Raw genomic sequence first — 13,226 nt, 5'->3', positions numbered from 1 at the left:
AATAAAGTTATTAATTTTTATGAGTTTATTTCTTGTCATATTAAGTATATCTGTAACTCCAATATCCTCATACAGCATTGGAGAATTTTCTGATTTTGTGGAAATAATCACTTTTTTTAGATACGATTTTATATTTGGACCGTTTTTTCTTTTCTTACTGGCAATGTCTAAATCATATCAATTGAACGCTTGGATAATATTAAGAAGGTTTTCTTCTAGGAAAGAAATTGTTTCTTTTAAGATTACAACAGTTATTGTCTATTCGTTTTTATATACTCTGTTAATCAGTACATGGGCAATTATTATTACTAAGTTGGCTAGTTATATACACTTCAAAGGAATAACTTACACAGCTTTGTTAAATTATATTCCTTCAGTAGAAAGTGATAATATCTTTTGTGGGTTTTTCTTCTTCGTTATATTTTTTCTTATTACACAATTAATGGGATTGGTGTATGTTCTTTTTCAAGAGTTAATTAATAATAAGTCACTAGTTACACTGTTTTGTATTTTTTTAATGATAATAGATAGAACACTAACTGGCTTTGTTTCATTTTATCTGGTGTATGGTTATAAACAAATTCCTTTTCAATCTGTATTAGAGCTTTCAGTCCTCATATTTATATTTTTCTTATTAACAAAATGGGTGTCTATTTCATCGGACTTTGGGAGTCTTAATTAAATGAGAATACTAAAGCTTGAATATTTCAGACTGAAAAATACCATACTTAAAAGTTTAGTCATTGTACTAGTGTTACATGCTATAAATACAATGATTTTCATTAAAAACATTAAAGGTTTGGAAAGCTCTGAAGATTTCTTCACTTTGCTTTTTAGTTCTTCAAATGGAACTTTTATTAGTTGGATGTATTGGTTGTCATTTTCTGTAGGATATATTGTTTTTCTTCAAATTCTTTGGAAGACTCCTATATATATGTTTGAAATGCAAATGATTCTAAGGTTACGTCAGTGGAGAATTCTGTGGATAGCTAGATTTATTATTGGTATAATATTTACTTTTTATTATGTGATAACTGCACTCAGTATTGCTATAATTTTATTTAGCTTTCTTCATGTAAGCATTCAATTTAATTTGGGCTGGGTTTTTATTTTTATCTATATCACTATAAATCTATTCTTGCATGGAACAATATGGTTAGTATTGAAAAATCACTTAACTGTTGAAGTGGCTAACATTTGTGTGCTGGGTATGTTTTTTGCTGGTATTAAAATAGAAAATAAATATATCCCCCTATACTATGGTATGTATGAACATGTACAAGGACAATTGCTTTTTATTCTTCTTGAACTTATCATCATTGCATGTCTCATGACATATGTTGTATATCATTCTAACAAAACCGATTATTTATAAAAGGAGCTTTATCATGTCTATAATTGAATTGAATGCAGTTACGAAAGTAATTAGAAAGCAAACTGTATTGGAAGATATAAATTTGTCATTAGCAAAAGGAAAAATCATTGGCTTTGTTGGTCATAATGGATCTGGAAAAACGATGCTTTTTCGAGTGATAGCTGGTTTGGTGAAACCAAGTGCTGGTGAGGTAATAGTATCTAATCAAATTTTGCATAAACAAATTTCTTTTCCTAAAAGTATTAGCGTACTTTTAGAGAAACCTGCTTTTTTAGAGCAATACAGTGGTTTTGATAATCTCAAGTTTCTCGCTGATATACAAAAGAGAATAGATGATCAACAAATTAGACAGGTAATTGACAGTGTTGGGCTGAATCCTGATGATAAAAGAAGTGTTAAAACATATTCTTTAGGTATGAAACAAAAATTAGCAATTGCTCAAGCTATTATGGAAAAGCCAGACATTATCTTATTAGATGAACCAATGAACGGATTGGATGAAGATGCAGTGGAAAATGTTTATCATTTAATTAGAGCAGAAAATGAAAGAGGTGCCACTGTTTTATTAACATCACATCATAAACAAGATATTGAGAAATTATGCGATGTAGTATATAAAATGAATTCAGGAAAAATAGAAACTACAGATTAATTTTGAAAAAATAAGTAAGGGAATCACGTTTTATGTGGTTCTCTTTTTTGGTTAGTATTTATGAAGATTGAATGATTCTATACCATACAGAATAAACATTAAGGTATGGTATTCAGTGAATACAAGAGAATAGACATTTAAATGAGTTAAGGGGGTCATTCGATTGAAAAAACTTTGCCGGGAAGTCTGGATTGAAGTCAATCTTGATGCGATTAAAAGAAATATCGAAGCCATTCAAGCGCATATTCCAAAGAAGAGTAAGATCATGGCTGTCGTGAAGGCGAATGCTTATGGACACGGTTCAGTGGAGGTAGCGCGGCAGGCACTAGAAAGCGGTGCGACAGAACTTGCAGTTGCTAGCTTAGAAGAAGGGATTGTATTGCGAAGAGCAAAAATAGAAGCACCTATTCTTGTGCTTGGATTTACACCGCTCGATTGTGTGAAAAGGGCCGCAGCCTGGAGAATCGATCTCTCCGGCCTTCGAGAAGACTGGATTGCTCAAGCAAATGAGATCTTAGCGGAAGAAGAAAGCCAGCGCCAGCTTGGGATTCATGTCAATGTTGACACAGGGATGGGGCGATTAGGTGTACGGACAAAGGAAGAGCTGTTAGCGGTTGTGAAGGCGCTTGAAAAGAGTGAAAACCTGAGGTGGGATGGAATATTTACGCATTTCTCTACTGCGGATGAGCCTGATCCTGATTTTACGTTGCTGCAGCACAGCATCTTCATTGATTTTCTTCGGTTTTTGAAAGAAGAAGGGATCAAACTGCCGACCGTACATATGAACAATACAGCTGCTTCGATTGCGTTTCCTGAATTTAGTGCCGATATGATCCGGCTTGGTATCGGACTGTATGGATTGTATCCCTCGCAATACATTGAAAGCTTAGACGCTGTTCAGCTAGAGCCCGCTCTCAGTTTAAAAGCAAGAATTGCGTTCGTGAAGAAAATGGTGACAAAGCCAAGAACCGTCAGCTATGGGGCAACCTATGTAGCAAAGCCTGACGAAGTCATTGCGACCATACCGATTGGCTATGCAGATGGGTACTCACGTGCTTTATCCAATCGAGGGTTTATGCTTTTCCGCGGAGAAAGAATGCCGATTGCGGGCCGAGTCACAATGGATATGACCATGATCAGCTTAGGAGAGATGAAAGCAAAGCAAGGCGAGGAAGTCGTCATTTATGGCCGTCAAAAGGGCGGAGAAATTTCTGTTGATGAAATTGCTGAAATGCTCAATACGATTAACTATGAAGTCATTGCAACATTAAGCCGCCGTGTTCCAAGGTTTTATCGTCGAGGCGGGAAGATTATTAAAATATCGACGCCGGTGATGTATGTGTGAAGGTAAGGACGGCATGAAATTGCAAAAAGCCCCTTTATATGGCAAGGGGGCTTTTGAGTTTCATATCTTATTTCGGCTTAAGCTCGATACTCTTTATCTAAAATAAGAATTGGTTTAATCGTAGATCCATTTTTAGAATCTTCAAAGGCTTGTTCAATCTCTTCTAATTCGTAGAATTTTGCTAGTTTCTCAACTGGGAATTGTCCATTTTTAAAGAACTTGACTAGTTTAGGAATGAATAGTTGAGGAACGGCATCTCCTTCTATCACACCTTTTAACGTGAGCGCATTGAGCATGAGATCATTTGTCACATTAAACGTTAAATCGCGCTTTCCTACTGCTACTGTTGCACAAGTTCCTTTGACACGCAGGCAGTGAAGAGCAGCTAACGTGACTTCTGGTACTCCAGTTGTTTCAAATGAGTAATGTGCTCCTTTTCCTTCTGTGATTTCCTTAACTTTTTCAGCTGGATTCTCATGTTTACTGTTGATGACATGTGTTGCACCTAATTCTTTTGCTAGCTCAAGGCGGCTATCATGGATATCAACGGCAATAATCGGATCACAGCCTGCAATTTTTGCTGCCATTAACCCACTTAAACCAACAGCGCCTGTACCGAACACAACAAAGCTTGTACCTGGAGCTGGAGCAAGTGAATTTAAGACAGTACCGCTCCCAGTCATTAAGCCGCAGCCAAATGGTCCTAAATAACGTAAATCAGTTTCTTTGTCTACTTTCACCACATTTTTCTCATCAACCGTTGCATATGTACCAAATGACGATTGACCAAAAAATTGTGATACATCTTGATGCTCATGTGTATGGATAGGCGTTTCATTATGTTTATTACGACCAGAAAAATTTAGTGGAATCATGTTTTCACATCCACCAGCGTTCCCGTCAAGACAATTATGGCAATGACCGCAATAAGCGAAACCAAGTACAACGTGGTCTCCTTCTTGAACGGTTGTGACATTAGAACCTGCTTTCACGACTATGCCAGAGCCTTCATGTCCTAATAAAGCAGGACGTGGAACAGGGAGCGTGCCATCTAATACAGTGGCATCCGTATGACAAACGCCAGATGCAACGATTTTGACAAGCACTTCATCTGCTTTTGGATCATCTAGTAATAGTGTTTGTTTCTCGAAATCTTTTTCATTTGTTGTGACCATCGCTTGAATTTCCATATCATGTGCCCTCACTTTTTGTATAGTATGATATTCTGAAGAAAGATTAGATCAAATGTCACAAAAAATTCATTTCTTTATGACTAAGTTGATTGTAGGACGAAAGATTTTCCGTTTCAATCAGCAAAAAATCTTTTTTGTATAGGTTTTCAACACAAATGAATTTATGTATCTCTAATCAACATTTTTTAAAAAGTGTCTAAAGGAGGGGCCCATGATCAAAAAAGAGGATCGCCGTGTTGAGCGAACAAAAGAAACACTTCGTCAAACATTCAAAATACTAGTAAAAGAAAAAGGATATTCGCATGTAAAAGTGAAGGATATTGTGGAAAAGGCAAACTATAATCGGACGACGTTTTATGTACATTATGAAAGTAAAGATGAATTAGCAGCAGATGTTATTCACCGGGAAATGGTCGATTTCGAATATGAATTTTGTAAGCCGACTCGTGAAAATCCACTGTTGGATTTAACTCGCATGAAACCAGAAGGCACTGATGTATTTCAATATATCGTTGAAAATCGCGACTATTATGATTTATTAGTGATGGAAGACCGAATTCCCCACATACAAGAACAATTGCTGAAGAAAATACAATATATCTTCAAAAATAGAATGTCATTTGTGAGTGATCAGTATGAAGAAATCAACGACAGTTATTTTGTCCAGTATCGTTCATACGGGATCTTTGGTTTTATCATTGAATGGATCAGAAATGACTACAATGCATCTCCCTCAGAAATGGCACGCCGCATTATCAATTTATTATATATTCAGTCCTCACTTATGATTCAGTTGAAAGATGAAGAAGCGATTATGAAAAGGTGATGCTTAGGCCGCATCTCTAGCGCACAACATTTTGAATGTATATAAAGTTTTGTTTAAAACTTCTTTAAATTGTAAACTTTGTAAAAAACAGCACGATAAAAGGAGGGAACATAACGAGTTGGAGGAATAGAAAATGAAAAAAAGGTTTTTATTATTTATCACGGTACTCCTATTAATGAGTACTCTTAGTCCATTTAAAGCAAATGCAGAAAATTCAATTGGATGGACGAAACGAGCTGATTTACCAGAAGAACGTATTAATGCTGGTGTGGGAGTCGTTGATGGGAAGATTTATGTATTTGGTGGAGCAAGTGAAATAAATAAGTTGAATAACCAAACATTTATGTATGATCCAAAAAAAGATGTTTGGGAAGAGAAAGCCAGTATGCCAAGAAATAGAACAGGCGGTACTTACGCTACTGTAGGTAAAAAAATCTATCTAATAGGTGGAATTAATGAAGAGACAGAAGTAGCTTATAACACTATAGATATTTATGATGCAGAACTTGATCAGTGGGCTGAAGAGCCGATTCGAATTCCAAGAGAGCCGGTTTTTTCAGCTTATAGTAAAGGAACTTTACAAGCAGTTGCAGTGAAAGAGAAGATATATATTGTATCTTCAAAAAACTCATATAAAAATAATGTCTATGAATACAATACAACCTCTGGTGAATGGAAGAGCTTGGACTCCTCAGGCTTACCATCTCGAAATGGGAGAGCCATTTCTGCAATTGACGGAAAAATATATGTTGCAGGTGGCGAAAATTCGATAGGGCATAGTAGAGAAAAGTATTTGTTTCAGTATGATATTGCAACAGATACTTGGAAGAGACTTATTGATGTTCAGTTAACAACTTATACATATGAACCCTCCTATGAAACTTACAACGGCAAGTTCTTTATTATTGGTGGGCAATTATATGGTGATAGTTCGAAAAATATGGTAAACAAAGTTCAGATTTTCAATCCAAAAGATGGCCAATTTAAAAATTCAGCATATGATTTACCAGAAGGTAGAGTATCAGCTGTCGCAGCAATTGTTGATGACCAATTGTATGTCATTGGCGGACGTAACTATTCGGAATCTATGAGACATCTTTCTGTAAAAAGTGATTACAGATCCGTGATTTCTATTTCATTAAAAGACTTACAAGTGACTGAGGATGAAAAAAAACCGGATGATGGGATAGCAGAAGACCCAAAGGATCAAGATGGGACAAAGCCTGGTGATGGAACAACAGAAGAGCCGAAAGATCAGGACGGGACAAAGCCAGGTGATGATACAACCGAAGAACCGAAAGATCAGGACGGAACAAAGCCAGGTGATGGTACAACAGAAGAGCCAAAAGATCAGGACGGAACAAAACCTGGTGATGGATCAACCGAAGAACCGAAAGATCAGGATGGAACAAAGCCAGGGAAAGAATCAACAAAAGGTATACTTTCAATTACTATGATAAACGGACTGCAAAAGGATTATCTGCTCTCAATGAAAGAAATCAACAATTTTCTTAACTGGTACAAAGAAAGAAGCTTTGGAATTGGGATGAACTTCTATGAAATCAATGATGAGCATAATAAAGGGCCTTTTACAAGTAAGAAGGATTATGTGGTGTACCAAAATATCCTAATGTTTGATATCAAACAATACTGATATTCATATAATGGAAAAACTGCTGGTGAAAGATCAGTAGTTTTTGTTTTTGTGAAATTGTTAAAATTAGGACTAATGTCATTAAAAATGCGTTATTTTTTAAAAAATCTGTTAAACATCCTATAACCATATCCGATATTAAAATTGTCAGGGTTGATAAGCCCTAGAACGAAGGACTTTTTTCAGACAAGGACGTCTGTCAGGTCCCACATACATGGAGGTAATAGGAAATGAGAATTAACCACAATATCGCAGCACTTAACACATTAAACCGTTTATCTGCAAACAACGGTGCGAGCCAAAAGAACATGGAGAAACTTTCTTCTGGTCTTAAAATCAACCGTGCAGGAGATGACGCAGCAGGTCTAGCGATTTCTGAAAAAATGCGTGGACAAATCCGCGGATTAGAAATGGCTTCAAAAAACGCACAAGATGGTATCTCACTTATCCAAACAGCTGAAGGTGCATTGACTGAAACTCATTCAATCCTTCAACGTGTACGTGAGCTTGTTGTTCAAGCTGGAAACACGGGTACACAAGACGATACAGATCTTGGTGCAATTCAAGAAGAAATCAAGAACCTTGTCCAAGAAATTGGTAATGGTTCTGAGAAAAATGGTATCTCTGATCGTACTGAGTTCAACGGTAAAAAATTGTTGAATGGTGCTTTCGCTAATGGTACAGCTACTTTAACTTTCCAAATCGGTGCAAATAAAGCACAAAAATTAGATGTAAATATCGAAGCAATGTCTTCTGATAAAATTGGTGCTACTCAACCAGATGGAACTCTTGTAACTGGTCAAGCGGTCTCTAACATTGATGTTACACAATTCGCTGCTGCTACACCAACACTTACATTTGATCAGCAACTAGACATCGTAGATGGTGCAATCAAACAAGTTTCAAATCAACGTTCTAAACTAGGTGCGGTTCAAAACCGTCTAGAGCACACGATCAACAACCTTGGTGCTTCTGGTGAAAACTTAACAGCTGCTGAGTCTCGTATTCGCGACGTTGACATGGCGAAAGAAATGAGTGAGTTCACTAAGAACAACATTCTTTCTCAAGCTTCACAAGCAATGCTTGCACAAGCGAACCAACAGCCACAAAACGTACTTCAATTACTTCGTTAATGACAGGCCCCTTTATGGGGCTTTTTTGTTTTGTTCCTATTCAATTTAATACAGGTTATGTGCTCATCACTTGAACGAAGAGAATAATAGAAATCTATTTAAAACTAAATGGTGAATAAAGATATGTAAAATCGATCAATATATATTAAAAAATGTTAAACTTCCTATGAAATAATCCGATAAAAGAATTGTCAGGGTTGATAAGCCCTAGAATAAAGGACTTTTTTCAGACAAGGATGTCTGTCAGGTCCCACATACATGGAGGTAATAGGAAATGAGAATTAACCACAATATCGCAGCACTTAACACACTGAACCGTTTATCTGCAAACAACGGTGCGAGCCAAAAGAACATGGAGAAACTTTCTTCTGGTCTTAAAATCAACCGTGCAGGAGATGACGCAGCAGGTCTAGCAATCTCTGAAAAAATGCGTGGGCAAATCCGCGGATTAGAAATGGCTACTAAGAACGCACAAGACGGTATCTCTCTTATCCAAACGGCTGAGGGTGCATTGACTGAAACTCACTCAATCCTTCAACGTGTTCGTGAACTAGTGGTTCAAGCTGGAAACACGGGTACACAAGACGATACAGATCTTGGTGCAATTCAAGAGGAAATCAAGAACCTTGTCCAAGAAATTGGAAATGGTACTGATAAAAACGGTATCTCTGATCGTACAGAATTTAACGGAAAGAAATTACTTGACGGTACGTTCAGCGCAGCTGGTGCTACACCAAAATCATTAACTTTCCAAATTGGTGCAAATAAAGCACAAAAATTAGAAGTTAATATTGAAGCAATGTCTTCTACAGCACTTGGTGCGGTTGATCCCGGTACTGGTGCTCTTATTGCAGACCACGCAGTAGCTGACATCGATGTAACACAATTCGCTGATCCGACTGCTACTGGCGCACTTTCTTTTGATGATCAATTAGATATCGTTGATGGAGCGATCAAACAAGTATCTGACCAACGTTCTAAACTCGGTGCAGTTCAAAACCGTCTAGAGCACACAATCAACAACCTTGGTGCTTCTGGTGAAAACTTAACAGCTGCTGAGTCTCGTATCCGCGACGTTGACATGGCGAAAGAAATGAGTGAGTTCACAAAGAACAACATTCTTTCTCAAGCTTCACAAGCAATGCTTGCACAAGCAAACCAACAACCGCAAAACGTACTTCAATTACTACGTTAATGAAGAGCCCTATATGGGGCTTTTTTTGTTTCCTAACTTCATACAGTTCATAAAACTGAATATGTTAAAATGCGATAAAAAATATTAAAGAATGTTAAACTTCCTATAAAATAAACCGATAATACACTTGTCAGGGTATATAGACCCTAGAAAAAAGGACTTTTTTCAGACAAGGACGTCTGTCAGGTCCCGCATACATGGAGGTAATAGGAAATGAGAATTAACCACAATATCGCAGCACTTAACACATTAAACCGTTTGTCTGCAAACAACGGTGCAAGCCAAAAGAACATGGAGAAACTTTCTTCTGGTCTTAAAATTAACCGTGCAGGAGATGACGCAGCAGGTCTAGCAATCTCTGAAAAAATGCGTGGACAAATCCGCGGACTAGAAATGGCTTCTAAAAACGCACAAGACGGTATCTCTCTTATCCAAACAGCTGAAGGTGCATTGACTGAAACTCACTCAATCCTTCAACGTGTTCGTGAACTAGTGGTTCAAGCTGGAAACACGGGTACACAAGACGATACAGATCTTGGTGCAATTCAAGAGGAAATCAACAACCTTATCAAAGAAATCGGTGGCGGAACGGATGGAAATGGAATTTCTGATCGTACTGAATTCAACGGTAAAAAATTGTTGAATGGCGACTTTGAAACAGATACATTAACATTCCAAATTGGTGCAAACAAAGCTCAAAAATTAGATGTGAACATCAAAGCGATGTCTGCTGATAAAATTGGAACAGATCCAACTGACGCTACTAAAACAGTATCTGCTATTAAAGTAACTGATTTTGCAACAACTAGTTTCGATGATCAACTAGATATCGTTGACAATGCAATTAAACAAGTTTCAGATCAACGTTCTAAACTTGGTGCAGTTCAAAACCGTCTAGAGCACACAATCAACAACCTTGGTGCTTCTGGTGAAAACTTAACAGCTGCTGAGTCTCGTATCCGTGACGTTGACATGGCGAAAGAAATGAGTGAGTTCACAAAGAACAACATTCTTTCTCAAGCTTCTCAAGCAATGCTTGCACAAGCGAACCAACAGCCACAAAACGTACTTCAATTACTACGTTAATGAAAGGCCCCTTGATGGGGCTTTTTTTTTATGCTGTTTTTTCCTTCACATTTTCTCCAGTCTTATGATTCTTAAATCCCTCTGATAAATCATGAAAAATGACCTTTAAATTTGGCATACTCTAGCGAAACAATCATAATGAATAAGACTTTTTCCTTATTTATTCCTTTTTTGTTAAACATATTCCATTAAAGTTCGATAAATGGATTGTAAGGCTTACAAAAAAATTCTAATTTAGAACTTTTAGACATGGATGTCTAATTGGTTCAAACACATGGAGGTCATTTAATATGAGAATTAACCACAATATCGCAGCACTTAACACACTGAACCGTTTGTCTGCAAATAATGGAGCAGGGCAAAAGAACATGGAGAAGCTTTCTTCTGGTCTTCGTATCAACCGTGCAGGAGATGACGCAGCAGGTCTTGCGATTTCTGAAAAAATGCGTGGACAAATCCGGGGGTTAGAAATGGCGTCTAAAAACGCACAAGATGGTATTTCTCTTATTCAAACAGCTGAAGGTGCATTAACTGAAACACATGCGATTCTTCAACGTATGCGTGAGTTGACAGTTCAAGCGGGTAACGTAGGTACACAGCAGACTGAGGATTTAACGGCGATTCAAGATGAGATTAAAGCACTTGTTGAAGAGATTGATGGTATCTCAAGCCGCACAGCATTTAACGGAAAGAACCTTTTAAATGGAGATGTTACAGACGGATTCCAATTCCAAATTGGTGCGAACAAGGAACAACATATTATTGTTGAAATTGGTAAAATGGATGCAGAAACATTAACAGTTAAAGATATTGATGTAAGTGTTGATGGCTTCAATTTCGATACTGAAATTGAAAAAATCGATGCGGCAATCGGCGCTGTATCTAAACAACGTTCATCACTTGGGGCGGTCCAAAACCGTCTAGAGCACACAATCAACAACCTTGGTGCTTCTGCTGAAAACTTAACAGCTGCTGAGTCTCGTATTCGCGACGTTGACATGGCGAAAGAAATGAGTGAGTTCACTAAGAACAACATTCTTTCTCAAGCTTCACAAGCAATGCTTGCACAAGCGAACCAACAGCCACAAAACGTACTTCAATTATTACGTTAATTAAAAGCCCCCGTTGAGGGGCTTTTTTTATGTTGATTTTAGCAATTGATGTAATTGAAAGTCTGGAACGGCTTCATAGAAGAAAGCTCGATTTAATTCATCATTCTTTTGATCCCACCTATGCCACCAGTGGCCGACCTCACCAGTGGAGTCAGCTTGAATCATGTCTTGCAGCTGCTCTAGGTTGATGATTTTTCTCGGTTCTATTAAGAATGAATGCATACGATGATATGCCTCAAGGTATTTAGTTTGTTTTGTTTGAACGGCATATTGTACATAATAATTGAAAAATTCTTGTACAAATGTCAGATGCGGAATGGGGGTTCCTTTTAATTCGACGCCTTCCCAAGCCATATCCGCAATTGCACAAAGCCACCAGCCAAGCTCATTGGCGTGCTGCATTTGTTGTAAGGTATGCCGTTCAAAAGAAATAAGCCCATCTTCTTGTGCTTGTTTGAGCATACGCTCAAGTGTCTGTGCCTCAAGAGCTGCCTTTGTCATTCCCTGACCATGTATTGGATCTAATGTGCATAAGGCATCACCCATGACCAATAAGCCGCTTGGCCAATCTTCCATTTGTTCATAGTGGTTTCTGACACAAGCCGGAACTCTAAATCCTTTTGGTTCCGTATAGGGAATTAAATGAGTGATGGCTTCTGCTATCGAGGGATTGGTCAGCGTAGTGGTCTCTTCATCAAACTGATCAGCGTCCGTTGTTGGATAATGAGAGCCGCCAGCTGCTGAGAGAAGAACCGCTGCTAAATCATGATCTACTCGTTCAAACAGTCCTGTTGGAATTTTCTTATTTGGCTGTCCAACGATGACCATTGGTTCCAGATTCGGTGCCTCAGGTGGTATTTGGTAGTATCTTGTGCTATAGCCAAGAGACAAGATTAGCTCATCTGTCTGCGGCAAGGTTCGTCCTGCGCTTTTCAGCCATTTTGGCAATTTAGACATTCTTCCAGACGTATCAATGACTAAGTCCGCACTTATTTTGTTGATGATTCCAGGCTTTATCCTCCGATCTTTGACCTGTAATCCACTCACTTTAGTCGTTTCTTCTTCAAAAAGAAGAGCGATCGCTTCATGTTTTTCTAAAAATTGAACACGTTCCTCGCATAACATTCTTTGCATCAGCACCCACTCTAGCATGGCACGTCGTGTGACAGCTGTTTCTTCAGTATCGGTGAGTACTAACTCGCCATCTTTTGTCATAAATCGAGATGTCTGATGCCATGTGTTGTACCCGCCCAATTCGAGTAATTCTTTTGTATAACCAGGAAATAGACGTTCCACTATTTTTTTGCCTAGTGGCAGCATTCTATGTGGATGAAAAGCTTGAGGCGTGCCAAGACGATTCTCAGGAGCGTCTGGCAATTCGTCCTTTTCAATAATCAATACTTCAAGGTAAAAACTTGATAAAACCTTTGCAGCGAGCATTCCCGTTATTCCGCCTCCGATGACGATCGCCCGCTCATACTTCATGGGTTGTGTCACAACATGCGCCTCCAGTGAATATATAAAATGGTTACATGACCATTTCATCATATGTTGATTTTCTAAGTATAGCAAATTCTCGTTTTTTTGAATATAGAAAGGAATTGGCATACTTTTTACTCGTAAATATGAAAAAAACTTCAATCTTGATCATTATT

Annotated in this window: 11 protein-coding genes; 9 read left to right on the top strand and 2 right to left on the bottom strand. The window is 37.9% G+C overall.

The features are described from left to right. The first annotated feature begins 682 nt into the window (after positions 1–682). From ACSBQP_RS06760 to alr, 3 genes are all read left to right on the top strand, one after another. Positions 683–1,375, top strand: coding sequence for a hypothetical protein (locus ACSBQP_RS06760; protein WP_216099298.1), 693 nt, complete (start codon positions 683–685; stop codon positions 1,373–1,375). A gap of 13 nt (positions 1,376–1,388) precedes the next feature. After that, complete coding sequence (locus ACSBQP_RS06755) at positions 1,389–2,027, top strand: ABC transporter ATP-binding protein (protein WP_216099297.1); 639 nt, start codon at positions 1,389–1,391, stop codon at positions 2,025–2,027. Positions 2,028–2,190: 163 nt separating this feature from the next. Next, positions 2,191–3,372, top strand: a complete 1,182-nt coding sequence (gene alr / locus ACSBQP_RS06750) for an alanine racemase (RefSeq protein WP_216099296.1) — start codon at positions 2,191–2,193, stop codon at positions 3,370–3,372. A gap of 77 nt (positions 3,373–3,449) precedes the next feature. Here the strand turns inward: alr and ACSBQP_RS06745 are convergent, their stop codons facing one another. Beyond that, entirely contained in the window at positions 3,450–4,562 is a 1,113-nt protein-coding gene (locus ACSBQP_RS06745; protein ID WP_206116146.1) for an NAD(P)-dependent alcohol dehydrogenase, read from the bottom strand. Positions 4,563–4,776: 214 nt separating this feature from the next. Here ACSBQP_RS06745 and ACSBQP_RS06740 point away from each other — a divergent pair, with 214 nt between their 5' ends. The 6 genes from ACSBQP_RS06740 to hag (ACSBQP_RS06715) all read left to right on the top strand — a co-directional run bounded on the left by ACSBQP_RS06740 (position 4,777) and on the right by hag (ACSBQP_RS06715) (position 11,571). Next, the gene (locus ACSBQP_RS06740; RefSeq protein ID WP_025207191.1) at positions 4,777–5,391 is read left to right on the top strand and encodes a TetR/AcrR family transcriptional regulator; all 615 of its coding nucleotides are present in this window, start codon (positions 4,777–4,779) and stop codon (positions 5,389–5,391) included. A 133-nt stretch (positions 5,392–5,524) separates the two neighbouring features. Then, entirely contained in the window at positions 5,525–7,045 is a 1,521-nt protein-coding gene (locus ACSBQP_RS06735) for a Kelch repeat-containing protein (protein WP_435028274.1), read from the top strand. A 230-nt stretch (positions 7,046–7,275) separates the two neighbouring features. Next, entirely contained in the window at positions 7,276–8,178 is a 903-nt protein-coding gene (hag, locus tag ACSBQP_RS06730) for a flagellin Hag (protein WP_017367065.1), read from the top strand. Positions 8,179–8,452: 274 nt separating this feature from the next. Continuing rightward, positions 8,453–9,373 (top strand): flagellin Hag, encoded by a 921-nt coding sequence (gene hag / locus ACSBQP_RS06725; RefSeq protein ID WP_144610177.1) that lies wholly within the window; start codon positions 8,453–8,455, stop codon positions 9,371–9,373. Between the two features lie 213 nt (positions 9,374–9,586). Then, positions 9,587–10,459 (top strand): flagellin Hag, encoded by an 873-nt coding sequence (hag, locus tag ACSBQP_RS06720; RefSeq protein WP_008346308.1) that lies wholly within the window; start codon positions 9,587–9,589, stop codon positions 10,457–10,459. 290 nt (positions 10,460–10,749) lie between these two features. Next, positions 10,750–11,571: a flagellin Hag gene (gene hag / locus ACSBQP_RS06715; RefSeq protein WP_008346306.1), complete on the top strand. Its 822-nt coding sequence runs from the start codon at positions 10,750–10,752 to the stop codon at positions 11,569–11,571. A 27-nt stretch (positions 11,572–11,598) separates the two neighbouring features. Here the strand turns inward: hag (ACSBQP_RS06715) and ACSBQP_RS06710 are convergent, their stop codons facing one another. Beyond that, entirely contained in the window at positions 11,599–13,068 is a 1,470-nt protein-coding gene (locus tag ACSBQP_RS06710) for an NAD(P)/FAD-dependent oxidoreductase (RefSeq protein ID WP_156060667.1), read from the bottom strand. Positions 13,069–13,226: the final 158 nt, after the last annotated feature.

Origin of the sequence: Bacillus sp. G402 (assembly GCF_051172515.1) — a bacterium.
GTDB classification, from domain to species: Bacteria; Bacillota; Bacilli; order Bacillales; family Bacillaceae; genus Bacillus; species Bacillus altitudinis.
Note: the sequence above shows the minus strand (reverse complement) of the source record. Positions and strands in the feature narration are given on the sequence as shown.